20 protein-coding genes are annotated in these 22,946 nt (G+C 69.7%); 6 read left to right on the top strand and 14 right to left on the bottom strand.

Annotation, left to right across the window (positions count from 1 at the left end):
• Positions 1–19: 19 nt before the first annotated feature.
• On the top strand, positions 20–289 hold the full coding sequence (locus AB0L53_RS17330; protein ID WP_363994296.1) for an Atu4866 domain-containing protein: 270 nt from the start codon (positions 20–22) through the stop codon (positions 287–289).
• A gap of 56 nt (positions 290–345) precedes the next feature.
• Here the strand turns inward: AB0L53_RS17330 and AB0L53_RS17335 are convergent, their stop codons facing one another.
• The 3 genes from AB0L53_RS17335 to AB0L53_RS17345 form a co-directional block, all read right to left on the bottom strand.
• A complete protein-coding gene (locus AB0L53_RS17335) occupies positions 346–825 on the bottom strand; it encodes a hypothetical protein (protein WP_363994299.1) in 480 nt (159 codons plus the stop codon).
• Between the two features lie 147 nt (positions 826–972).
• Positions 973–1,938 (bottom strand): hypothetical protein, encoded by a 966-nt coding sequence (locus tag AB0L53_RS17340; RefSeq protein ID WP_363994302.1) that lies wholly within the window; start codon positions 1,936–1,938, stop codon positions 973–975.
• Positions 1,939–2,004: 66 nt separating this feature from the next.
• The gene (locus AB0L53_RS17345; protein WP_363994305.1) at positions 2,005–3,840 is read right to left on the bottom strand and encodes an AMP-dependent synthetase/ligase; all 1,836 of its coding nucleotides are present in this window, start codon (positions 3,838–3,840) and stop codon (positions 2,005–2,007) included.
• Positions 3,841–3,969: 129 nt separating this feature from the next.
• Here AB0L53_RS17345 and AB0L53_RS17350 point away from each other — a divergent pair, with 129 nt between their 5' ends.
• Positions 3,970–5,448: an oligopeptide:H+ symporter gene (locus tag AB0L53_RS17350; protein WP_363994308.1), complete on the top strand. Its 1,479-nt coding sequence runs from the start codon at positions 3,970–3,972 to the stop codon at positions 5,446–5,448.
• Positions 5,449–5,459: 11 nt separating this feature from the next.
• The gene (locus AB0L53_RS17355) at positions 5,460–6,074 is read left to right on the top strand and encodes a trimeric intracellular cation channel family protein (RefSeq protein WP_357958530.1); all 615 of its coding nucleotides are present in this window, start codon (positions 5,460–5,462) and stop codon (positions 6,072–6,074) included.
• A 10-nt stretch (positions 6,075–6,084) separates the two neighbouring features.
• Here the strand turns inward: AB0L53_RS17355 and AB0L53_RS17360 are convergent, their stop codons facing one another.
• Positions 6,085–7,518 carry a PLP-dependent aminotransferase family protein gene (locus AB0L53_RS17360; protein ID WP_363994312.1) on the bottom strand — a complete coding sequence of 478 codons (1,434 nt, stop codon included), beginning with the start codon at positions 7,516–7,518 and terminating at the stop codon, positions 6,085–6,087.
• 64 nt (positions 7,519–7,582) lie between these two features.
• On the opposite strand from AB0L53_RS17360, the gene AB0L53_RS17365 reads away from it, so the two are divergent.
• Entirely contained in the window at positions 7,583–8,185 is a 603-nt protein-coding gene (locus AB0L53_RS17365; protein WP_363994315.1) for a hypothetical protein, read from the top strand.
• Between the two features lie 147 nt (positions 8,186–8,332).
• Complete coding sequence (locus AB0L53_RS17370; protein WP_363994318.1) at positions 8,333–10,096, top strand: glycoside hydrolase family 15 protein; 1,764 nt, start codon at positions 8,333–8,335, stop codon at positions 10,094–10,096.
• On the opposite strand, the gene AB0L53_RS17375 is transcribed toward AB0L53_RS17370, so the two are convergent.
• Positions 10,093–10,962 (bottom strand): hypothetical protein, encoded by an 870-nt coding sequence (locus tag AB0L53_RS17375; RefSeq protein WP_363994321.1) that lies wholly within the window; start codon positions 10,960–10,962, stop codon positions 10,093–10,095. The genes AB0L53_RS17370 and AB0L53_RS17375 overlap by 4 nt on opposite strands.
• A 43-nt stretch (positions 10,963–11,005) precedes the next feature.
• Positions 11,006–11,899 carry an LD-carboxypeptidase gene (locus AB0L53_RS17380; protein WP_363994324.1) on the bottom strand — a complete coding sequence of 298 codons (894 nt, stop codon included), beginning with the start codon at positions 11,897–11,899 and terminating at the stop codon, positions 11,006–11,008.
• 76 nt (positions 11,900–11,975) lie between these two features.
• Between AB0L53_RS17380 and AB0L53_RS17385 the strand changes: the two genes are divergently transcribed.
• Positions 11,976–12,860 (top strand): sulfotransferase, encoded by an 885-nt coding sequence (locus AB0L53_RS17385; RefSeq protein WP_363994327.1) that lies wholly within the window; start codon positions 11,976–11,978, stop codon positions 12,858–12,860.
• On the opposite strand, the gene AB0L53_RS17390 is transcribed toward AB0L53_RS17385, so the two are convergent.
• The 8 genes from AB0L53_RS17390 to AB0L53_RS17425 form a co-directional block, all read right to left on the bottom strand.
• Complete coding sequence (locus AB0L53_RS17390; RefSeq protein ID WP_363994329.1) at positions 12,832–14,718, bottom strand: ABC transporter ATP-binding protein; 1,887 nt, start codon at positions 14,716–14,718, stop codon at positions 12,832–12,834. The two genes, AB0L53_RS17385 and AB0L53_RS17390, sit on opposite strands and share 29 nt — an antisense overlap.
• 132 nt (positions 14,719–14,850) lie before the next feature.
• Positions 14,851–15,678, bottom strand: a complete 828-nt coding sequence (locus tag AB0L53_RS17395) for an enoyl-CoA hydratase/isomerase family protein (protein WP_363994332.1) — start codon at positions 15,676–15,678, stop codon at positions 14,851–14,853.
• Between the two features lie 121 nt (positions 15,679–15,799).
• Positions 15,800–16,015 (bottom strand): helix-turn-helix domain-containing protein, encoded by a 216-nt coding sequence (locus AB0L53_RS17400; protein WP_020547488.1) that lies wholly within the window; start codon positions 16,013–16,015, stop codon positions 15,800–15,802.
• A 113-nt stretch (positions 16,016–16,128) separates the two neighbouring features.
• Entirely contained in the window at positions 16,129–17,727 is a 1,599-nt protein-coding gene (locus tag AB0L53_RS17405) for an ABC-F family ATP-binding cassette domain-containing protein (protein WP_358540582.1), read from the bottom strand.
• A gap of 116 nt (positions 17,728–17,843) precedes the next feature.
• Positions 17,844–20,465: a Tat pathway signal sequence domain protein gene (locus AB0L53_RS17410; protein ID WP_363994335.1), complete on the bottom strand. Its 2,622-nt coding sequence runs from the start codon at positions 20,463–20,465 to the stop codon at positions 17,844–17,846.
• Positions 20,462–21,082: a rhamnogalacturonan acetylesterase gene (locus AB0L53_RS17415; RefSeq protein ID WP_363994338.1), complete on the bottom strand. Its 621-nt coding sequence runs from the start codon at positions 21,080–21,082 to the stop codon at positions 20,462–20,464. Before AB0L53_RS17415 ends, AB0L53_RS17410 begins: the two co-directional genes overlap by 4 nt.
• On the bottom strand, positions 21,079–21,963 hold the full coding sequence (locus AB0L53_RS17420) for a carbohydrate ABC transporter permease (RefSeq protein WP_225291347.1): 885 nt from the start codon (positions 21,961–21,963) through the stop codon (positions 21,079–21,081). Before AB0L53_RS17420 ends, AB0L53_RS17415 begins: the two co-directional genes overlap by 4 nt.
• An 11-nt stretch (positions 21,964–21,974) precedes the next feature.
• On the bottom strand, positions 21,975–22,946 hold the full coding sequence (locus AB0L53_RS17425) for an ABC transporter permease subunit (RefSeq protein WP_225291348.1): 972 nt from the start codon (positions 22,944–22,946) through the stop codon (positions 21,975–21,977).

Here is a 22,946-nt window from a genome sequence, read left to right on the forward strand (position 1 = left end):
ACCGACGAGGGGGGATCCGATGTCCGACGTGAACGTGGTCGGCATGTGGGTGACGGCCGACGGCTACATCCGGCAGGAGCTTCTGCCGGACGGGCGCTACGACGAGGCGCGCGGCGACCGGCGCAGCGCCTACACCGGCCGCTACACCGTGACGGGCGCCCATCTGGACTATGTGGACGACACCGGGTTCACCGCGACGGGCGACATCCGTGACGGCGTCCTCTATCACGAGCACCTGGTGCTCTACCGGGAGGAACCACATCCCGGAAAAAGCGCAGGTAAAGCCTGAAACCAGAAATGCCCGGCCCCGTGCCGGGGACCGGGCATTTCTCGAACCGCGTGCGGTCAGTGGCGGCGGCCGACGACCTTCACCCAGTCGGTGGCCTGCGAGCCGTCGAGCCACTCGGCGCCCTCGAAGACCGCCTTCCAGGTGCCCGAGGTGTAGGCCGGGACGCGGGTGGAGAAGTAGCCGTCACGGCTGGTCCGGACCGACTCCACGTACTCCCACCGGCCGCTGCCGTCGGCCTTGAAGAGGATCGAGATCCGCTTCCAGCCGAGGCGGTGCCACGACTCCGACTCCTTGCAGTAGTCGGCGTGGTGAACGGACACGAAGCCGCTGATGTAGTCCTCTTCGCACTGAACCGACAGCTTGCCCTCGAGATTGAGGGGCTTGCCGCGCCAGGCCGGTTCGGGGTTGGCGTCGAACTGCAGGGCGGTGTGACCACCGTCGGGCCCGGGATCCGCCAGCGCCGGAGTGGCGGCGGTCGCCACGACCGTGGCGCCCAGAGCAGCCGCAGCCAGTCCGGCGGCGAGACGTCGCATCATGAATGAACTTCCTTCCCCGTGTGGAGAACGCGCCCCTAGGACAGGGCACGTCAACGCCATTGACGCGTTGGGGAAAGGAAAAGTTGCGAAAGCCCCGATCACAATCTTGCAACGACAATTCACCCGACGGGCTTTATGACACCGTTTTTAGGTGTTTATCCCGCTTTCGTGGATTTTCGAGACCTTTGCGGCATAATGGTCGGTTCCCAGGTAGCGGGCTCGCCAGTAGCCGCCGGAGCGTCCCCGTACCGTCCTGCCGAAGTCGCCCGTCTCGCCGGTGGTCGCGATCGCCACCCGCTCCCACGTGTCCTCGGCCTCCGCGCGCCACAGGATCTCCACCTGCTGGTCGGCGAACGGTGCGTAGTCCTCGTAGCCGCGCGGGTCCACCCTGGTCAGGGAGCCGCGCAGCCGTACGGAGTCGGCTCCGCCCGCCTTCTCCGCCCGTACGGACGACATCTTGGTCTCCCGCTTGAGCTGGAACGTCTGGTTGCGCGTCACGCTCTGCCCGTCGTCGCCCGTCGCGGTGGCGGTGATCGTCCAGGTGCCCGACGGGTAGAAGCGGGTGAGGACCTTGTCGGGCAGGAACCTCCAGGTCTGCCAGCCGTCCAGCATCCGCATCCCGACCGGCACCGTCCGCCACTCCGGCATGAACGGCAGCGCGGGCTCCACGGTGATGGGCCGCGGCTGCGGCCGCCTGGCCGACGCCCAGATGTCCGGGCCGAACCAGGCCGGCCACCCCTCCCCGACGGGCCGCGCCCCGGTGTCCACGGCGTGGGCGGGATCCACGACGGCCTCTCCGCCCGGAGCGGTGACGCGCATGGCGCCCGTGGCCGGGGGTACGGCGCCGACGGGTGATCCGCCGGTGATGGGCGTCTGGCCGGTGGCGCCGGGCGTGGACCCGGGCTCCACCTTGATGCTCACCCCGTCCTTGCCCTTCACCCCCTTGGCGACCACGTCGATCACCAGGCGGACGGTGTTCCCGGCCCCGACGACGGGGCTTGCGGGCCGGATGTTGATCTCACGAATGGCGAGCTCGGTCGCTGCGGAGGACGCCGGTATGGGCACCGCGAGGGCCCCCGCCGCGAGCGAGACGAGAAGAAGACTTCTGGTCATGGTCGAGACGCTAGGAAGCACCCGGTAATGACCAGGACCACGACGCACGCCCCGAACGGCAAAGGATCAGCCGGAGTACAGGCCCTCGATGACGTCGGCGTACTTGGCGTGGATCACCCGCCTCTTGAGCTTCAGGCTGGGCGTCAGTTCCTCCGTCTCGGCCGTCCACTCGGTGCCGAGCAGCGCCCACCGCTTGACCTGCTGCACCCTGGCCAGCTTGGCGTTGGCCACCACGACGGCGGCCTCCACCTCCTTGAGCACGGCGGAGTGCTCGGCCAGTTCGGCGAGCGAGCCGAAGGTGATGCCGCGCGCCTGGGCCCAGCCGGGCGCCACCTCGGCGTCGAGCGTCAGCACGGCCACCGGGTAGGCCCGGTTGTCGCCATAGGCGAGGGCCTGGCCGATGAGGGGGTGCTCCTTGAGGTGGTTCTCGATCTCGGCCGGGGAGATGTTCTCGCCGCCGGCGGTGATGATCAGCTCCTTCTTGCGGTCGACGACCCGGTAGAAGCCGTCGTCGTCGACCGAGCCGATGTCGCCGGTGTGCAGCCAGCCGTCCTCGTCGATCAGCTGGGCGGTGTCCTCGGAACGGTTGTGGTAGCCGCGGGTGTTGAGGGGGCTTCGGGTGAGGATCTCGCCGTCCTCGGCGATGCGGACCTCGACGCCCGGCTCCGCCCGGCCGACGGTGCCCAGGCGGTAGCAGGAGGGGCTGTTGCCGGTGAAGGCGCCGGTCGTCTCCGTCATGCCGTACACGTCGATGACCTTGAGCCCGAGACCGGCGTAGAAGCGCTGCACCTCGGCGGGGAGCGGCGCGGCACCCGTGGCGGTCCACCCGGCGCGATCGAAGCCGATCATGCCGCGGATGATGGACAGCAGCGAGGAGTCGGCCTGCTCGTAGGCGGCGGCGATCTCGGGGGTGAGCGTGCCGCCGTACTGCCCGGCCTCGACGTAGGCGACGCCGGCGGCCATGGCCCGTCGTACGGCGTCCTGCTGCTCGTCCGTCTGAGTGGCGAGGACCGCCAGCAGGCGGGCCATCATCTTCTCCCACACGCGCGGCACGCCGAAGAACATCATCGGCTTGACCTGCCCGAGCGTGGCTCCGAGGTTGGCCAGGTCGGTGCAGAAGTGCACGTGGGAGACCTTCACCAAGGGCAGGTAGAGGCTGAGCACCCGCTCGGCGATGTGCGCGTAGGTGAGGTAGGAGATCTGCGTGCCCTGGATGGGCAGCGAGGTGATGCGGTCGGTCGACTCGACCTCGTAGAAGACGTTCGCGTGGGTGAGGGGGACGCCCTTGGGCCGGCCGGTGGTGCCCGAGGTGTACAGGACGGTGACCACGTCGTCCGCCGTCACGGCGCGCCAGCGGGCCTCGACCTCTTCCGGGCGCGCGGCCAGCGCGGAGCGGCCCAGCTCCAGGAAGTCCGTCCAGGACAGGAACCGGTCGTCGTCGGGCGCGCCCTCCAGCATGATGATCTTGCGGAGTCCCGTCAGCCGGTCGAGCACCGGCTGCCAGCGGGCCAGCTCGGCGGGGCCGCCGAGCACCGCGATCCGGGCGCTCACATCGGCGGCGACGAACGCGATCTGGTCGGGCGCGAACGTCGAGTAGACGGTGCAGCCGACGCCACCCGCGTGCACCGCGCCGAGGTCGGCGAGCACGTGCTCGCTCCTGTTGACCATCATCAGCGCGACGGATTCGCCGGGTTCGAGGCCGAGCGCGGCGTATCCGGCCGCTATCTCGAGCACCCGCTGCCTGGCCTCGCCGTAACTCAGCGTGTTCCAGCCGCCGTCGACGGGGTCGGAGTAGGCGGGCGCGTCAGGGTAACGCTCGGCCAGCTCGCTGAGCTGCCCGCATACCGTACGGCCGGCGATTAAACGGTCGATCTCCGCCCGGACTTCGAGGACATCTGCCATGGCACCCGCCTCCAGTCAGTAATCACTTGCTCAGCTGGGATGCATCGCACCACACCGCCGGGGTAGCGGCAAGACCTCGCCACCGTCGTCACGTAGAGTGATGGATCGCGCACAAAAGCGGGAGGTCGCATGACCAAGGGCGAAAGGACGTTCTTCGGGCATCCGTGGGGCCTGGCGACGCTGTTCGGCACCGAGATGTGGGAGCGGTTCAGCTGGTACGGCCTGCGCGCCATCCTGGCCACCTTCATGGCGGCCTCCCCCGCCCAGCATGGCCTCGGCATGACCGAGCAGACCGCGCAGGCGGTGGTCGGCGTCTACGGCGCGCTGATCTACCTGGTGGCGCTGCCCGGCGGCTGGATCGCCGACCGGGTGCTGGGCCCGCGCAGATCGGTCTTCCTGGGCGGCTTCATCATCATGTGCGGCCACATCAGCATGGCCCTCCCGGTCGGCGGGTCGTTCTTCGTCTGGCTCGGGTTGCTGCTGATCATCGCGGGCACCGGCCTGCTCAAGCCGAACATCTCGGTCATGGTCGGCCGGCTCTACCGCGACGAGGACGACGGGCGCAGGGACGCCGGGTTCTCGCTGTTCTACCTGGGCATCAACATCGGCGCCTTCCTCGCGCCGATCGTGGTGGGCGAGTTGGCCAAGGGTGGCCGCTGGCATCTGGGCTTCGGCGCGGCGGCGGTCGGCATGGCGCTCGGCCTGCTGCAGTACACGCTGGGCAGGAAGAGCCTCAGGGGCGTCGGCGACGAGCCGGGCCTGCCGCTGACGCCGTCCGAACGGGCCAGGGCCGTCAAGCTCGTCTCGTTCGCGGTGGCCGTGACCGTGGTGGCCATGGCGATCTGGGTGGCGACGGGGACGTTCACTCTGTCCAGGCTCACGGTCGTGGTGACGGTCGTGGTGCTGGCGGTGCCGGTGCTCTACTTCGGCTACATCATGCTCGGCAGCCACGACCTGACCGAGGACGAACGGCTGCGGATGAAGGCCTACATCTGGCTCTTCGTGGCGGCCGCGATCTTCTGGATGATCTTCGACCTGGCGCCGAGCAAGCTGCTGTTCTTCGCCCAGCACAACACCGTCCTGTCGCTGTTCGGCATCCCCATCGAGGCGGCGACGACGCAGTCGTTCAACTCGCTGTTCATCCTGCTCCTGGTGCCGGTGTTCGCGGCGCTGTGGACGAAGCTGGGGACCCGGGTGAGCACACCGCAGAAGTTCGCGTTCGCGCTGTTCATGGCGGGCCTCAGCTTCGTGGTCATGGCGCTGGCCGCCAAGCTGGCCGAGACGGGCAAGATCTCGGTCTGGTGGCTGGTGCTGGTCTATCTGATCCAGGTGTTCGGCGAGCTGTCGCTGAGCCCGGTCGGACTCTCGGTCACCAGCAAGCTGGCGCCTCAGGCGTTCAAGGGCCAGATGCTCGGCATCTGGTTCATCGCGGTGTCGGTGGGCGACGCGGTCGGCGGGCAGACCGGGCGGCTCGGCAACGTGCTGTCCGAACCCGCCTACTACCTGCTCCTGGCCTCGACGGCGGTCGTGGCGGGAGTGGTGCTGCTGGTGTTCACCCGGCGGTTGCGGGTACTGATGGCGGAGCACCACACCAAGCCGCTCCGGTAGAAATCTCTCTCGTGTCGGAAATTCTCGATCTCGTAGGCATCTTCGTCTTCGCCCTGTCGGGCGCGCTGATGGGCGTACGCAAACGGCTCGACGTGGTGGGCATGGCGGTGATCGCCGAGATGACCGCGCTGGGCGGCGGCGTCGTGCGCGACCTGATCCTCAACGTCCGGCCCACCGCCTTCCAGAGCTCCGGCTACGTGCTCGTGCCGCTCGCGGCCACGGTCATCGTGTTCTTCTGGCATCCGCACGTGGCCAAGGTGATGCCCGCCATCCTGGTGCTCGACGCGGCGGGCCTCGGGCTGTTCTGCGCGGTGGGCACCGAGAAGGCGCTCGACTACGGGCTCGGCCCCCTGCACGCGGCCCTGCTCGGCGTCACGACGGCGATCGGCGGCGGCATGCTGCGCGACGTGCTGGCCGGGGAGATCCCGACGCTGCTGTACGACCGCCAGCTCTACGCGGTGCCCGCGACGCTCGGCTCGGCGGTGATGGCCGCGCTCTACACGCACGATCTGCACGGCTGGCCCGCCACGCTGGCCGCCGCCGTGCTGGCCTTCGGCCTGCGCATCGCCGCGATGCGCTACAACTGGCGCGCCCCGCTGGCCAGGGGTGTCAAACCCCCGGAATAAGCCAGGCGCTTCAGACCATCGGCATGAGCGAGTCGGGCAGCCGCGGCCTGGTCCCGGCGGCTCCGCGCTCGCGAGCCGCCGCGATCCGGCTGACGGCTTCGGCGAGCACCTGGGGCGAGTGCGTGTACGGCAGGCGCAGGTAGCCCTCCAGCGTGCCTTCCAGCCCGAACCAGGGCCCCGGAGCGAGCCGTACCCCATGATGGGCCGCCGCGTCGGCCAGAGCGACCGAGGAGCCCCCGTCCAGCCGTACCCACAACGTGCCGCCGCCTTTCGGCACGGTGAAGCTCCACCCGGGCAGCCGTTCACGCAGCCCGGCGACGAGCGCGTCGCGGGAGGCCCGCAGCGTGCGGCGGCGCTCGGCCCTGGTCTGCTCGATCCGGTCGAACAGCCGCGCCACCACGAGCTGCTCCAGCACCGGGCTGGCGATGTCCACGGCCCCGCGGTGGACGGCCAGGCGGCGGGCCAGCGCGGCCGTGGTGCGCACCCAGCCGATGCGCAGCCCGCCCCACCACAGCTTGGAGGCCGAGCCGATGCTGATCATCCGGCTGTCGGTGTCGAAGGCGGCCATGGGCGCCGTGCGCGGCACCTCGTCCAGGGCCAGCTCCGACCAGGTCTCGTCGACCACGAGCACGGTGTCGGTACGCCTGGCGGCCCCGGCGATGGCGGCCCTGGTGGCGTCGTCCATGAGCGCGCCGGTCGGGTTCTGGAAGTCGGGCATCAGATAGGCCAGCCGGGCCGCCGACTGGCGCATGGCGCAGGAGACCAGGTCGGCCTGCCAGCCCTCGTGCGAGATGCCGACGGGCACGATCCTGGCGCCGCGCTGGCGGGCCACGTCGATGGCGTGCGGGTAGGTGGGCGACTCGACGAGCACCGGGTCGCCCGCGCCGACCAGCAGGCCCAGCACGAGCTGGATCGCGTGCTGGGAGCCGGTGGTGACGAGGATCTGCTCCGGCCTGGTGGCCAGTCCGCGGCCGGTGTAGTGGGCGGCGATCCGCTCCCTGAGCGCGGGCAGGCCCATCGGGTCGTAGCCGTGGCCCATGCCATACCTGGGCAGGTCCGCCACGGCCTCGGTCATGGCCTCGGCCAGCGCCGACGGCGCGGGCGGGGCGGCGCAGTGCAGCGGGATGAGCCCGTCACCGTCGACGGACAGCCACGGGTTGTCCGCCGACATGGCCGGGTCCGGCAGCGCGGTCCAGCTTCCCGAGCCCTGCCTGCTGTCCAGGTAGCCCCGCTCGCGTAGCAGGTCGTAGGCGGCCGTTACAGTGGTGCGGCTGACCTCCAGGGTCTTGGCCAGGTCGCGTTCGGCGGGCATGCGCACCCGCACCGGCAGTTGCCCGTCCATGATGAGCGCGCGCACGGAGTCGGCGAGCGCGCGGTAATAGGGCCGGGCGCCCGCCGGGACGTCCACCAGCCTGGCCACCTGAGTCGCCGACAAATGCCTCATAAAGGCCACTTTCCGGGATTGGCCCTGTTTTGGCAAGCCATGCCCCTGCCACTCTGGGACCATTATGAGCGAAGCGACCGTCCCACGCCCGAACACCCTCCCTGTCCGTCTCCTGCGTCTTTACGGCGGTCTGGCGCTGTACGGGCTGGGCATCGCCTTCCAGCTCGTGTCCGGGCTGGGCAACGCCCCGTGGAACACCCTCCACCAGGGCCTGGCCATGCGGACGGGCCTGTCGGTCGGGACGATCATCCTCGTGGTCGGCGTGCTGGTGATGCTGCTGTGGATCCCGCTGAAGGAGAAGCCCGGCCTCGGCACGATCAGCAACGTCCTGTTCGTCGGCCTGTTCGCCGACGCCGCCTTCTCGGTGCTGCCCACCGCCACGCACTGGGCGGCGAGCTGGCTCTACCTGGCGCTCGGCGTGCTGTCGATCGCCCTGGCCACTGTCCTGTACATCGGCGCGGGGATGGGCGCGGGACCGCGGGACGGCATCATGACCGGCCTGACCCGGCTGGGCCTGTCGCTCCGGCTCGCCCGCTTCCTCATCGAGATCATGGTGCTGGCCGCGGGCTGGCTGCTCGGCGGCACGGTCGGCGTCGGAACCCTGATCTTCGCGCTGGCCATCGGCCCGCTGACCCAGCTGCTCACCCGCTGGTTCCCCATGACGTGACCCCGCTGCCCACCCGCTGGTCCCCATGACGTGATCCCAGCCGCTCGCCCGCTGGTTCGCCATGACTGATCTCGCGGCCGTGCCCGCTCACGACGCGACGTGCGCGGAGCGGCCGCGAGATCGCCCTTCCGCCGGTAGCGTCAATACATGCGGATCGAGGACTATGCGCTCATCGGGGACATGCAGTCGGCGGCCCTGGTCGGCAGAGACGGCTCCATCGACTGGCTCTGCCTGCCCAGATTCGACTCCCCCTCCTGTTTCGCGGCCATGCTCGGCAGCGAGCGCAACGGCCACTGGTGGCTCGGCCCCACAGGCAGGCGGCCCGCCACGCGGCGGCGCTACCGGCCCGACACGCTCATCCTGGAGAGCGAGTGGGACACCCCCACGGGCACGGTCCGCGTCATCGACTTCATGCCGCCACGTGACCGCAACCCCGACGTGGTCCGCATCGTCGAGGGCGTCTCGGGCACGGTCGAGATGTCCACGCAGCTCAGGGTCCGTTTCGACTACGGCAGGATCGTGCCGTGGGTCCGCCGTAACAACGGCCACCTGCAGGCGGTCGGCGGCCCCGACTCCATCTGGCTGCACTCCCCCGTCCCGCTCAAGGGCGGCGACTACGCGCACCGCGCCACCTTCACCATCAAGGAGGGCGAGCGGCTGCCGTTCGTGTTCACCTGGCACCCCTCACACCAGCCGATGCCGTCGCAGATCCACGCCGAGACCCAGCTCACCGAGACCGAGGCGCTGTGGAAGGAGTGGGTGGCCAAATGCAGCTATGAAGGCCCCTACCGCGAGGCCGTCGTCCGCTCGCTGATCACCCTCAAGGGCCTCATCTACGACCCCACCGGCGCCATCGTGGCCGCGCCCACCACCTCCATCCCCGAAGACCTGGGCGGGGTGCGTAACTGGGACTACCGCTACTGCTGGCTGCGCGACGCGACGATGACGCTCGACGCCCTGATCAACTCCGGCTATCTGGACGAGGCCGCCGCCTGGCGGGCCTGGCTGCTGCGCGCGATCGCGGGCCGCCCGCAGGACCTGCAGATCATGTACGGCGTCGCGGGCGAGCGGCGGCTGCCGGAGATGCAGCTCGCCTGGCTCGACGGCTACGAGGGCTCCCGCCCGGTCAGGATCGGCAACGACGCCGTCATGCAGCTCCAGCTGGACGTCTACGGCGAGGTGATGAGCTGCCTGTTCTTCTCCAGGACCTCTGGCCTGGCCGCCGACGACCGCGCCTGGGCGATCCAGCGCCAGCTGCTCGACTACGTGGCCGAGCACTGGGACGAGCCCGACGAGGGACTGTGGGAGGTACGCGGCCCGCGCAGGCACTTCACCCACTCCAAGATGATGTGCTGGGTGGCCCTCGACCGGGCCGTGAAGTACGTGGAGAAGTTCGGCAGGACCGGCCCCGTCGACCGGTGGCGGGAGCTGCGCGACGTCGTGCACGCCGAGATCTGCGACCGGGCCTACGACCCCACGCGCAACACCTTCACCCAGTACTACGGCTCGACGGCCCTCGACGCCTCGCTGCTGCTCATGCCCATGGTGGGCTTCCTGCCGGCCGACGACCCGCGGGTGGTCGGCACGGTGGCGGCCATCGAGAAGGAGCTGATGTCCGACGGTTTCGTGCTGCGCTACCCGGTGGCCGAGGACAACGACGTCGACGGCCTGACCGGCGGCGAGGGCGCGTTCCTGGCGTGCAGCTTCTGGCTGGTCGAGGTGATGGCCATGCAGGGGCGCAAGGAGGAGGCGACGCAGCTGTTCGAGCGGCTGCTCGCGCTGCGCAACGATGTGGGGCTACTCGCCGAAGAGTACGACCCGCGATACGACCGTATGGTGGGAAATTTCCCCCAAGCGTTCAGCCACGTCCCCCTGGTGCACGCCGCCCGCGCGCTCTCCCGGCTGGGCTAAGCGGCGAGCCGGGCCAGCACCTTGGCGAACTCCGGCGGCGGCGCCACCACGAGGCGGGCCAGGCCGTCCTGCAGGACGATGTCCGCCCTGATGAGGGTCAGCCGCCCCTCGTGCCACCAGTAGACCTGCGGGCTGAGCCCGTCGGTGCGTACGGCGTGCACGCGCAGCCGCTCCAGGGCCCGCACCACGCCGATCCCGTCGACCGGGTGCACGATCAGCGTGTACGGATCCGGCAGCACCACCAGCACTCCGTCGGCGGGCAACGGCAGATAGTCGCCGAGCCAGCGCAGATGGGTGGCGGCGGCCGGGGTCCGGCTGGTCAGGCGCCACACCGGCGTGCCCGACAGCTCGATGGACTCGATCTCCAGCCGCTCGTCCCGGCCGACGTTCGTGACGGCCAGCTCCAGCGCCCGGCCCGACGGGACGGGCCAGCAGCCGGCCTCCTCGGGGCGTACCGGCCTGGAGCCCACCGTGAGCAGCTCGACCAGGTCGCCGTTGAGGTGGCGGCCGATCACCCTGGTCAGGTCGGCGACCTCGTCGACCGCCTCGACACGGGTCCGCAGCAGCGGCTTGACCTGGTCGAGATCGCACACGTCGAGCCGCTCGTCGGCCGCCGCGACCGCGTTGGCGAGGTGCTCGGAGACCAGCATCGGCCAGTCGTCCCTGGGCCTGCGGCCCGCCTCGCGGCGCAGCCCGGTGAGCCTGACCAGGATCTCCCTGCCGCCGCTCAGCGTCAGCGAGGCGCCGTCGGCGGCGAAGACGCAGGTGAAGCCGAGGGAATCGGCGACGAGCCCGAGCAGGGAGTCGAGATCGGTGTCCTCGATCGAGCGTCGCGAGGGCTCCCGGTCACGCCTGAACAAGTTCACGCGCCGTGTCCCCTCTGTCCGTTTTGTCGGTATGCGTGTATTCCTACCTTGCCTGCTCCTCGTCGCGGAACAGACCAGCCAGCGAGCACGATTCGGTATCGATAGCCCCAAGAGCCCCAAGCCACACACTCATCTGTGGTGTGCCGTGACCCACCGGCAACCCCGCCAGGACAGGCACTCCGAGCGGCAGCAGCCGGTCTTTAAGCACGGGATAGGGATCCCCGCAGTCCACCCACGAACCGAGGGCGATCCCGCGCACGCCGTCGAAGGCACCCGCCTGCAAGAGCTGGGTGAGCATCCGGTCGATGCGGTAGGGCTCCTCGCCGATGTCCTCCAGCAGCGCGATCTTCCCGGCGAACGACGGATGGTAGCGGGTGCCGCACATGGAGGCGAGCAGCGACAGGTTACCGCCCGCCAGTATGCCCTCGGCCCGGCCGGGAGCCAGCACCTGGTCGCCGACGACGGGCGGCGCCTGGCGGGCCAGGGCGGCCCGCAGGTGCTCCCAGGTGCGCGGCTCGGCCCGCTTCTCGTTGGCGATCACGTCGCAGGCCGGCATCGGACCGTGCAGCGTGGGCACGCCCAGCTCCGCCGCGAACGCGTGGTGCAGCGCCGTGATGTCACTCGACCCGATCAGCGTCTTGGGTCCCGCCGCGCGCATGAGGCCCCAGTCGAGCAGGCCGAGCAGCCTGGCCGCGCCGTAACCGCCCCTGGCGCAGAACACCACGGAGACGGCCGGGTCGCACCAGGCGGCCTGCAGGTCGGCGGCGCGGGCCGCGTCGGCTCCGGCGAGGTAGGGAAGGTCCTGGCTGCCGAGAACGTGCTCGCCGACCACGACCTTCAGCCCGAGCCCCTCCAGGCGCTCGACCCCCCGCCTGAGCAGGATGGCGTTCGGTGGCCCCGAGGGCGAGACGACGGCGACGGTGTCACCCTGCCGCATTGATCAACTCCCGGACGGGCGGCGACGCCGACGTTGGCTTTTTCACTCGCCAAACGGTGTCACACTTACCTCTCGTATGCGACTTCCGCCCCACATCCTCGTGGTCAACGGCATCAAGGTCCGCCGGCCGGTCTTCCTGCTCGGTGCTCCGCACTCCGGCGCGGACCTGCTCGCCCGCGCCCTGAAACGGTCCCCCGGCTTCCACGTCACGATGGGCCGCGCGTCCGTCGCCCACGTGGTGTACGCCTTCGCCCGCAAGCCGTCGATCGGCCAGACATCGGGGGCCGTGCGCGTGCTGCGCGACGCGCTGGCCGAGTCGTGGCAGGTGCTGCCCCGCTCGTGCGGCCAGTGCGCCGCGGCGTGCCGGGAGGCGGGCGGCGTGATGAGCTTGGGCCCGTGCGTGGCCACGAGCGAGGTGACCAGGTTCGGCGACGGCAGCCCCGACCTGCTCTACAGCGCGCCGGTGCTGCTCCGGGCCTTCCCCGACGCCCGGTTCGTGCAGCTCATCCGCGACGGCCGCGACGTGGTCGCCGACATGCTCGACGACCCCGACTGCCTGGCCTGGTTCAAGCCGGTGATGCTGTCGGAGGAGACCGAGTTCCCCAACCCGTTCCTCGGCGTCAACCGCGACGAGCACCGCGACCGCTGGAAGGGCATGCCCGCCGCGGGCAAGAGCGCCCTGCGCTGGCGCAGCGCCGTACGGCTCAGCGCCACGCTCCGCAAGGAGCTGCCACCCGGCCAGCTCCTCACGCTGCGCTACGAGGATCTCGTGCAGCGGCCCGCGGAGCCGGTGGCGGCGCTCACCGAGTTCCTGGAGACGCGCGTCTCCAAGATCGGCTTGTACGCCCCGCGCGTCTCCGAGGTCGGTTCCTGGCGCACCCGCCTGCGGCCCGGCGACCTCACCCTGGTGGAGAAGGTCACCAGGCAGGAGCTCACGCGACTGGGCTATCTGAAGCGCTGAACTGGGTGCGGTAGAGCTCGGCGTAGAGCCCGCCGCGCGCCAGCAGCTCCTCGTGGCGGCCCCGCTCGGCGATGCGGCCGTCCTGCACGACGAGGATCTCGTCGGCCTCCCTGATCGTCGAGAGCCGGTGCGCGATCACCAGCGAGGTGCGACCGGCCAGCGCGGTCTTCAGCGCCTGCTGCACGGCCGCCTCCGACTCCGAGTCGAGGTGCGCGGTGGCCTCGTCGAGCACCACCACGCGCGGCGCCTTCAGCAGCAGCCTGGCCAGCGCCAGCCGCTGCTTCTCGCCGCCGGACAGCCGGTAGCCGCGGTCGCCCACGACCGTGTCCAGCCCGTCGGGGAGCGCCTCGATGAGGTCACCTATCTGCGCGGCCCTGAGAGCGTCCCAGATCTCCTCATCGCTCGCCCCTGGCCTCGCGTAACGGAGGTTGGCCCCGATCGTGTCATGGAAGAGATGAGCGTCCTGCATGACCACGCCCACGGTGTCGCGCAGCGAGGCGAGCGTGGCCTCGCGCACGTCGAGGCCGTTGATCCGCACCGCGCCCTCGTTGACGTCGTAGAGCCGGGAGACCAGCGAGGTGATCGTGGTCTTGCCCGCCCCCGAGGGACCGACCAGGGCGATGAGCCGGCCGGGCCCGGCCGTGAACGACACGCCGCGCAGCACCTGCTGGGACGGGCCCGTGTCCTGCCTGGCCACCGACTCCAGGGAGGCCAGCGACACCTCCTCGGCCGCCGGGTAGCGGAACTCGACGTCGTCGAACTCGATCGTCACCGGCCCGTCCGGCAGCGGCCGCGCGCCCGGCTTCTCCGACACCATGGGCTTGAGATCGAGGATCTCGAAGACCCGGTCGAAGCTGACGAGCGCGGTCATCACGTCCACCTGCACGTTCGACAGCGAGGTGAGCGGCCCGTACAGCCGCATCAGCAGGGCGGCCAGGGCCACCAGGGTGCCCAGCTCGAAGGCGCCGCCGACGGCCAGCACACCGCCGATGCCGTACACCAGCGCGGTGGCCAGCGCCGCGACCAGGCCGAGCGCGACCCGGAACACGGTGCCGTACATGCCGACCGTCACGCCCACGTCGCGCACCCTGGCGGCGCGGGAGCTGTAGACGGCGGTGTCGTCCTCGGGGCGGCCGTAGAGCTTGGCCACCATCGCGCCCGCCACGTTGAACCGCTCGGTCGTGACCGAGCTCATCTCGGCGTCGAGCTGCATCTGCTCGCGGGTCAGCGCGGACATGCGCCGCCCGACCCACTTGGCGGGCACGATGAAGATCGGCAGCAGCACCATCGCGACCACCGTCACCTGCCACGACAGCGCCAGCATCGCGCCCAGCACCAGGACCAGGCTGATCACGTTGCTGACGACCGAGGACAGCGTGCTGGTCACGGCGCGCTGAGCGCCGATCACGTCGCTGTTGAGCCGGCTGACCAGCGCGCCGGTCTGCGCGCGCATGAAGAACGCCACCGGCATGCGCTGCACGTGGTCGAACACCTCGGTGCGCAGATCGTAGATCAGCCCTTCGCCGATGCGCGCGGAGAACCAGCGCTGCACGAGCGTGAGAGCCGCGTCGACCAGCGCGAGCGCGGCGATCGCCAGGGCCAGGCCGACCACGACGCCGCTCCGCCTGGGCAGGATGCCGTCGTCGATGATCGCCTTCATCAGCAGCGGGTTGGCGATCACGATCACCGCGCCCGCCATCACCAGCAGTAGGAACGCGGTTATCTGCCGGGTATAGGGCTTGGCGTAGCGCGCGATGCGCCGGACCGTGCCCGGGGTGAGCCGCTGCTTGGTCACGGAGCCGTCGCGCCGCAGGGACGCCCATACCTGGGGGCCGAAGCCCCCTCCCATCATCGCCATTCGGGGGTCCTCCTCCCCCGCCTCAGCACCCGGGAGCCCCGTGGGATTCCCGGGTCAGCTCAGCGCGAAACATCGGCGCCGCCGGGCCGGCCCAACGCGGCACCCCCAGCGGCTCCCGAGTCAGCGCGACGCTCAGGTTGCGCCGAAGAGCGCCTTGAGGCGGCGTGCCTGCTCGACACCTTCCGCCACGCTCTGCTCCTCCAGGGTGCGCGCCCGCGCTCCCTGGAGGAGTCGCTTGGTCGCCGCCGCCGCGTCCCGGTTGGTCGACAGCAGCTCCGCGATCTTGTCTTGTACGGCTCGCGCCAGGTCATCCGCCGCGACCACGCGTTCGGCGAGGCCGATCCGCAGGGCCTCCTCCGCCCCGATCGTCCTAGAAGTCAGGCAGATGTCGATCGCCTTGGCCAGCCCCACCAGCTCGACCAGTGGCTTGGTGCCGGTCAGATCGGGCACCAGCCCCAGTGCGGGCTCCTTCATGCAGAATTTGACGTCGTCGGCCACGATGCGCAGGTCACAGGCGAGCGCGAGCTGGAACCCCGCGCCGATCGCGTGCCCCTGCACGGCCGCAATGGAGACGATCTCCGGTCGGCGGAACCACAGGAACCCTTGTTGGGCCTTCCTGATCTGCTGCTCGAACGCTGTGGTGTCGAGTTGTGCCGCCGAACTGAACGAGCCCTGTCCGGGCACTCCCTCGGGCGTGAACATTCGCAGGTCGATGCCTGCTGAGAAGGACGGTCCCTCGCCTTTCACGACGACGATGCGCACCTGCTCAGGCAGGTTGCCCCCGATGTCAGCCAGTGCCGCCCAGGTCGCGAACGTCTGTGCGTTTCGCTTACTGGGCCGATCCAGCGCGATCGTCGCGATCTCACCGTCCACCTCGAAGCGAAGTCCGATCTCCGCCAGCCTTTCGGCAGAGACGTCCTCCGTGTACCCCCCACGCTGTGGCGCCTGCGCTTCCGCCATCGCCCGCTCCCTCATTGCCTTAGCCGTCGCGCCCGAGCCTACAGAATGTCATTCTGGGACTCGGGCGCGACGGCGGCTGACTTGGGACGAGCGGCTGCGGTCGCACGTTCCGAGGCGGCCGTCAGCGCTTGGACTTGCCTCGGGTCGCTCCTCCGCGCCCGCGCAGAGTCACACCGGACTCGCTCAGGATGCGGTGGATGAACCCGTAAGACCGACCGGTCGAAGCGGCCAGGGCGCGGATGCTCTCGCCCGCGGCGTAGCGCTTCTTGAGATCGCCGGCCAGTTTTTCACGATCGGCCCCGGTTACCCGGGTGCCCTTCTTCAGTGTCTCGGCCACGAGTACCTCCTGTAGTGCCGGACTTCCGCAGCGTTACTCCGCCATGATCAGTCATTTCAGCGGGATCGGCTACCTACTCCACGGGAAAAGATCCGTACCCACCCAAATTAAGATCAGGCAAGTGCCACAAGATCGGAAAATTCCTCGCTCCACGCGTCTTCAGTTCCGTCTGGTAGCAAGATCACCCTATCCGGTGACAAGGCGTCAACGGCACCCTCGTCATGGGTAACGAGCACGATCGCTCCTGAATATGACCTCAGAGCGTTCAGAACTTGCTCGCGGCTGACCGGATCTAGGTTGTTCGTGGGCTCATCGAGCAGAAGTACGTTCGCACTAGACAGCACCAGCATGGCCAGCGCCAGCCGGGTCTTCTCGCCGCCGGACAGCACGCCCGCCGGCTTGTCGGAGTCGTCACCGGAGAACAGGAAGGAGCCGAGGACCTTGCGCAACTCGGTGTCGGTGAACTTGTCGCCGGCCGAGCGCATGTTCTCCAGCAGGGTGCGCTCGCCGTCGAGCGTCTCGTGCTCCTGGGCGTAATAGCCGATCTTGAGGCCGTGGCCGGGCCTGATCTCGCCGCTGTCGGGCTTTTCGACCCCGCCCAGCAGCCTCAGCAGGGTGGTCTTGCCCGCGCCGTTGAGGCCGAGGATCACGACCCGGTGACCTCGGTCGATGGCCACGTCGACGTCGGTGAAGACCTCCAGCGAGCCGTAGGACTTGGACAGGCCCGCGCCCGTGAGCGGGGTGCGCCCGCAGGGCAGCGGGTCGGGAAAGCGCAGCTTGGCGACCTTGTCGCTCTGGCGCTCCTCCTCCGTGCCGGCCAGCAGCCGGTGCGCGCGGCGCATCATGTCTTGAGCGGCCTTGGCCTTGGTGGCCTTGGCCCGCATCTTGTCGGCCTGCGACAGCAGCGCGCCCGCCTGCTTCTCGGCGTTGGCCCGCTCGCGCTTCCTGCGCTTCTCGTCGGTCTCGCGCTGCGCCAGATAGGCCTTCCAGCCGACGTTGTAGTGGTCGATCACACTGCGGTTGGCGTCGAGGTGCAGCACCTTGTTGACCGTCGCTTCAAGAAGGCCCACATCGTGACTGATGATCACCAAGCCGCCCTGATGGGATCGCAAAAAATCACGAAGCCACCCGATTGAGTCCGCATCTAGGTGGTTTGTCGGCTCGTCGAGAAGGAGAGTTTCCGCTCCGCTGAAAAGAATGCGTGCCAATTCCACGCGCCTTCGCTGGCCGCCGGAAAGCGTTTCCAGTGGCTGCCCGAGGACCCGGTCGGGCAGGCCCAGACTGGAGGCGATGGAGGCGGCCTCGGACTCGGCCGCGTAGCCGCCGAGCACATGCATCTGGTCCTCGAGCCGGCCGTACTGCTTGACGGCCTTGTCGCGGGTGCGCACGTCGGCGGAGGACATGCCGAGCTCGGCCTCGCGCAGCTTGCGCAGCACCTCGTCGAGCCCTCTGGCCGACAGGATGCGGTCGCGGGCGAGCACCTGCAGGTCACCGGTGCGCGGGTCCTGCGGCAGGTAGCCGACGGCGCCACTGGTGGTGACGCTGCCGGCGGCGGGCATGCCCTCGCCGGCCAGCACCTTGGTCAGCGTGGTCTTGCCCGCGCCGTTGCGGCCGACGAGCCCGATCTTGTCGCCGGGATTGACCCGGAACGAGGCGTTCTCTATGAGTAGCCGCGCGCCCGCGCGCAGCTCGATGTCACTGGCGATGATCATGATTGACGGAACACTCCCGAGCTAGGGGTAAGAAGAGTTGGGCGTGGGGGACGCCGGTCAATCGGGAGTGTGCATACAGATCAGTGTAGAGCCCTCGCCGGGAGCCCCACCTCTGCTTAATCGGCCGGCAGGTGGTCTCCGATCAGTGCGAGGTTCTGGATCGCGGCCAGGCCGTACTGGGCGGCGTCGTTGGTGGAGACGAACGGCGCCTCCAGCACATGCGTCAGGACGTGCGGCCCCTCGACCCGGGTCAGGCGCCAGTCCGGCTCGCGCTGCAGGGGGTTGCGGTTGAGCTGGTCGCCCTCGTCGAGGAAGAACTTGCGCCAGGCCAGGTCGGCCAGCTCGGCGTCGCCTGAGCGAGCCGCGGCGTACGCGGCGAGGCGGCTGTGCGCCTGCACCAGCGAGATGCCGCTCAGCGGGTGACCCACCTCGGCGGCCTGCCGCTCGGGGGAGGCCAGGTAGAGCCGGCAGTAGTCCAGCCACGCCTGCTCGAACCCGGCGACGTCCAGGTCGAGCGCGATGAGCTCGGAGCACATCTCGGGCAGCCCGAAGACCGACGACAGGTGGGAGACGGAGATCTGGTCCCGCGAGGTGTCGAAGCGGCCCGTGGCCAGGTCGAGGCGGGCCTCGCCGGTCAGGAACCCGCGCGGCAGTGCCCCGATGCCGGCCATCGTGCCCAGCAGTCTGTCCTTGGCGTGCTCGTCGCCGTACCGCTCCCACCGGGTGAGCCAGGCCGCCGCGAGCGCGCCCCAGTCGGTGCCGAGCCCGACCGCCAGGGCGGACGGATCAGGGGTGTAGACGTCCTCGCGCACCTTGCGCGTGGGGTCGATCACGAGGAACGTCTCCTCGGGCCTGGCCAGCTCGTCGAGCAGGTCGCCGGTGCGCTCGTCGGCGGTCAGGTAGTAGAACACGCGCCGGTAGGCGGCGTTGGAGATGCGCAGCTGCTTGGCGCTGCATCCCCAGTGCTGCACGTTGTGCCTGGTGCCCAGGCCCTTCCAGCGGCCGAGGTGATAGACGTCGACCTCGCCGGTGTGGCGGGTCATGGCCTCGGCGAAGCGGAAGACGTCGGCCCGTCCCGTACGCAGATACTGGTACCAGAGCCACAGATCGGGCGAGAGCTCGGAGTTGTCCCAGGCGTAGCCGCCGACGTCGTAGCGCCAGGTGTGCCGGTCGGCGTCATAGGTGTGCATGACGTCGCCGTAGTCCCAGAACCCGTACCACCTGCGCTGCTCCCGCTCGCGCCGGTAGAAGTCGAACAGCAGGTCCAGCCGGTCCTCGATCGCGGCATGGGCGGGCGTGGCGCGGTCGGGCAGCGCCCAGTCGCCGAACACGCCCGCCTCGCGGACGCGTTCCGGGGCGGCGGCCAGCAGCGCGGGCTCGTTCATCGCGTCCGCGTGCCCGGCCAGGCCCTCTGATGACGGCGTGGCGTCGTGGACGCGCAGCGTGAGCTCGTGGGTACGCGCGATGCCCTGGGCGTGGCCGAAGCCCGGCTCGTAGTCCTCGTAGGTGATCTCCAGGCCCTCCAGCTGCTCGGCGAAGGTGTCCTGGCCCATGCCGTCGTGGTAGAAGCGCAAGTCCATGGCGGGCGCGGAGGGCGACCAGAGCCAGACGGTCGCGGTGGCCAGGTCCGTGGCGGCGCCTCTGACGTCGAGCCGGGTCGGGTGCAGCCGCCAGAAGTCGCGCAGGCCGAAGCCGAGGCCGCCGCTCGCGCCGCCGAGGTAGCCGTACCCGGCCGAGCGGGTGCCCGACGGAACGGTCACCCATGCGTGGCCGTCGGCGGTGCGTTTGCGCAGGGTGAAGCCGTCGGCCGAGCTCTGGTCGAGGGTGTAGTCGTTCCACGCGGGGATGAGGTGCAGGCGATCGGCCACCTCGGGGTTGCCGATCGGGCCGCACGGCCTGCCCTCGACCTGGGCCCGCCGTACGGCTTCCCCCGGGTCGCGGCGCAGCCCGGTCAGGCCGCGTACCGCCTCGGTGAGGAAGCCGTCCTGTCCGGCCAGCCGTACGTGGCGGTCGTGGAGCTCGTCGCGCATGACCACGTCGGCGCGCAGGCCGAGCCCGGCCAGGAAGTCGCGCTCCGGGTCGCCGTCCCAGACGAAGGTGTGCATGACGCGTACGTCCTCGGCGCCCGCGTAGAAGTACAGGCGGACGGTGAACGGCAGCCGGCCGCCGTGGTCGCCCGTCAGGCGGATCACGGCCCGGACGGGTCCGTCCTGCTCGACGGTGACCTCGCGGACGATGCCCGTGGCCTGCTCGCGGGTGACGGTGCCGCCCTCGTCCGGGGTGGGGCCGTCCTGGTGGAGGCTGACCAGGCGGACGTCCCTGGCGATCTCGCGGGAGCCGTGGGAGACGGAGCGGGCCAGCGTGTCGCCCGCCTCCTCGATCGTCCAGATGACGGGCCCGGTGCTGACCCGCAGCACGCCGCCCGCACGGACGACGGTGACGGGCCGCTCCGGCACAGTGCCAGGTTGCCCCGCCGCATCGTCCTGGTCGGCGCTCGGTGGTCCCGCCGCGAGTTCGTACGACGCGGCGGGCTGGGCCTGCGGCCCGATGGCGTGCGCCGACCACTTGACCGACCCGTCCGGCCAGGTGGCTGTCACCCAGCTCTGCACCGGCACCGCGCGGCCCTCGGGGTCGGTGAGCGCGAACGGGGAGTCGCGCTCCACCGTGCCGCGCGCCCACGGGACCCCCCAGGTCACGCCCTGTTCCTTGGGCCGGTCGAGCCAGTTCAGCGTGGTCAACAGATCTCCTTGAGTCGCCCGGCGACGATCGCCGCCGCCTCGTCGGCGCCGCGAAAGCAGAAGTGGGTGTCGTCGGCGACGCCATCGGGATAGAGCGGGTGCTCGCCGGGCGCGAAATGGGTGAACAGGGCCTTGGAGCCCTCGGGGCCGAGCCGCTCGTACAGCTCAGTGGTCGCGGCGGTCAGGTCGATCAGCGGCAGACCCTCGGCCGCCGCCAGCTCACGCACCTGCCCGGGATAGTCGCCATGCGTCGGCACCAGCCGATCGCCGTCGAACCTGCGCCGCTGCACCGGCGTACACAACACCGGCAGCGCCCCCACCCCGCGCGCCTCCTCGACGAAGACACGCAGGTTGTCGCGGTACGGCAGGTCGGGCTCCTTCTGATCGTTGTGCCCGAACTGGAGCACCACGACGTCGCCGAGGGCGGCCTCCCGCAGGAGCGCCGCCCACAACCCTTCCGCCCGGTGGCTGGCCGTGGTGGCGCCACCTTTGGCGAAGTTGCGCACCGGGCCGCCGACATGGGCGCCGAGCTGCGCCCCCCAGCCCGACATCGGCGCCTCGAACGCCGGGCAGGAGGCGACCGTCGAGTCACCGGCCAGCAGCACGGTGCGGGTCACTCCTTGACCGACCCGAGCAGGACGCCCTTGGAGAAGTGCTTCTGCAGGAACGGGTAGAAGAACAGGATCGGCAGCGTCGCGATGACGACCACCGCGAACTTCAGTCCCTGGGTGGGGAAGAACACCGACTCCAGCATGGCCATCGCGTTCTGGGCGTCAGGGCTGGTCAGCTGCCTGACGAGCACCTGCAGCGTCCACTTCTTGGAGTCGTCGATGTACAGCAGCGGCGACATGTAGTCGTTCCAGATGCCCACCGCGTAGAACAGCGAGAACGTCGCGATGATCGGCTTCGACAGGGGCAGCACGATCTTGAAGAAGACGCCCATCTCGTTGCAGCCGTCGATGCGCGCCGCTTCTTCCAGCGCCTGCGGCAGCTCCTGGAAGAAGCTCTTCACGATGATCAGATAGAACGGGTTGATCGCCAGCGGCAGGATCAGCGCCCAGTAGCTGTCGAGCAGCCCCAGGTCCCGAACCACCAGGTAGGTGGGGATCATGCCGCCGGTGAAGACCAGCGTGAAGATGACCAGGTTCAGGACCAGTGTCCGTCCCGGCAGGTACCGCTTGGCCAGCGGGTAGGCCATCGTGAACGTCAGCAGCACCTGCACCACCGTGCCCACCGCCGTCACGCAGATCGTGGTGAGCAGTGCCCGGACGAACGTGCCCGAGTCGAAGATGTACTCGTAGGTGGTGGTGACGAACTTCTCCGGCCACAGGAAGAACGGCCGCGAGGCGATCTCCGCCTCCGAGGCGAACGATCCGGCCAGCACGTACAGCAGCGGCAGGATCGTGATCAGCGCCAGGAACAGCAGCACGGCGATGTTGAGCACGTCGAACACGCGGCTGCTGAGCGTGTGCTGGTGTGTGGGCGACTGGTTGGGCATTCAAGCGCTCCTTAGAACAGTCCACGCTGGCCGAGGCGCTTGGCCAGCCAGTTGGAGCCGAAGATCAGGAGGACGCCCACCAGTCCCTTGAACAGGCCGACGGCCGTGGAGTAGCTGAAGGCGCCCTGGGTGATGCCCATGTAGTAGACGAAGGTGTCGAACACGTCCGCCGACGAGCGGTTCAGCGCGCCGGTCATCAGCCAGATCTGCTCGAAACCGGTGTCGAGCAGGTGGCCCGAGGTCAGGACGGCCATCACCACGATCGTGGGCCGGATCGCGGGCAGCGTGATATGCCAGAACTGCCGGAAGCGCCCGGCGCCGTCCATGCGGGCCGCCTCGTACAGGTCGGTGTTCACGCCCGCCAGCGCGGCCAGGTAGATGATCGTGCCCCAGCCGGTCTGCTTCCACAGCAGCTGGAAGACGATGATCGGCCGGAACCAGTCGGGCTGGGCCACATAGTCGACCTTCTTGCCACCGAGCAGCTCGTGGAAGAAGGTGGCGATCACCCCGAAGTCCACGGAGAACAGCAGGTACGTCAGCGAGGCGACGATCGTCCAGGACAGGAAGTGCGGGATGTAGACCAGCGACTGGATCGACCGCTTGAGCACGCTGTGCCGCAGCTCGTTCAGCATGAGCGCAACGATGATCGGCGCCGGGAAGACGAAGACCGCCGTCAGCAGCGCCAGGATGAGCGTGTTGAACATCAGGCGGCCGAAGTCCGGCCCGTTGAACAGCTCCTCGAAGTGCTTGAAGCCGACCCACGGGCTGCCGGAGTAACCGAGGAACGGCAGGAAGTCCTGGAAGGCGATGGTCACGCCGTACATCGGCAGGTACTTGAACACGACGAAGTACGCGAGACCGGGCAGCAGCATCAGGTACAGCCAGCGGTAGCGCAGCATGGCGGTCCGGAAGGTCAGCCTCTCGCGGGGACGCCCGGGCTTGGTGGCCGCCTTCACGGGAGGCGGCGCCAGGTCGGTGGCCAC

Origin of the sequence: Nonomuraea sp. NPDC052129, from assembly GCF_040680095.1 — a bacterium.
Classification (GTDB): domain Bacteria; phylum Actinomycetota; class Actinomycetes; order Streptosporangiales; family Streptosporangiaceae; genus Nonomuraea.

Coding starts and splice junctions, on each gene's coding strand:
- AB0L53_RS17330 (WP_363994296.1), top strand. CDS start 20: ATGTCCGACGTGAACGTGGTCGGCATGTGGGTGACGGCCGACGGCTAC.
- AB0L53_RS17335 (WP_363994299.1), bottom strand. CDS start 825: ATGATGCGACGTCTCGCCGCCGGACTGGCTGCGGCTGCTCTGGGCGCC.
- AB0L53_RS17340 (WP_363994302.1), bottom strand. CDS start 1,938: ATGACCAGAAGTCTTCTTCTCGTCTCGCTCGCGGCGGGGGCCCTCGCG.
- AB0L53_RS17345 (WP_363994305.1), bottom strand. CDS start 3,840: ATGGCAGATGTCCTCGAAGTCCGGGCGGAGATCGACCGTTTAATCGCC.
- AB0L53_RS17350 (WP_363994308.1), top strand. CDS start 3,970: ATGACCAAGGGCGAAAGGACGTTCTTCGGGCATCCGTGGGGCCTGGCG.
- AB0L53_RS17360 (WP_363994312.1), bottom strand. CDS start 7,518: ATGAGGCATTTGTCGGCGACTCAGGTGGCCAGGCTGGTGGACGTCCCG.
- AB0L53_RS17365 (WP_363994315.1), top strand. CDS start 7,583: ATGAGCGAAGCGACCGTCCCACGCCCGAACACCCTCCCTGTCCGTCTC.
- AB0L53_RS17370 (WP_363994318.1), top strand. CDS start 8,333: ATGCGGATCGAGGACTATGCGCTCATCGGGGACATGCAGTCGGCGGCC.
- AB0L53_RS17380 (WP_363994324.1), bottom strand. CDS start 11,899: ATGCGGCAGGGTGACACCGTCGCCGTCGTCTCGCCCTCGGGGCCACCG.
- AB0L53_RS17385 (WP_363994327.1), top strand. CDS start 11,976: ATGCGACTTCCGCCCCACATCCTCGTGGTCAACGGCATCAAGGTCCGC.
- AB0L53_RS17390 (WP_363994329.1), bottom strand. CDS start 14,718: ATGGCGATGATGGGAGGGGGCTTCGGCCCCCAGGTATGGGCGTCCCTG.
- AB0L53_RS17395 (WP_363994332.1), bottom strand. CDS start 15,678: ATGGCGGAAGCGCAGGCGCCACAGCGTGGGGGGTACACGGAGGACGTC.
- AB0L53_RS17405 (WP_358540582.1), bottom strand. CDS start 17,727: ATGATCATCGCCAGTGACATCGAGCTGCGCGCGGGCGCGCGGCTACTC.
- AB0L53_RS17420 (WP_225291347.1), bottom strand. CDS start 21,963: ATGCCCAACCAGTCGCCCACACACCAGCACACGCTCAGCAGCCGCGTG.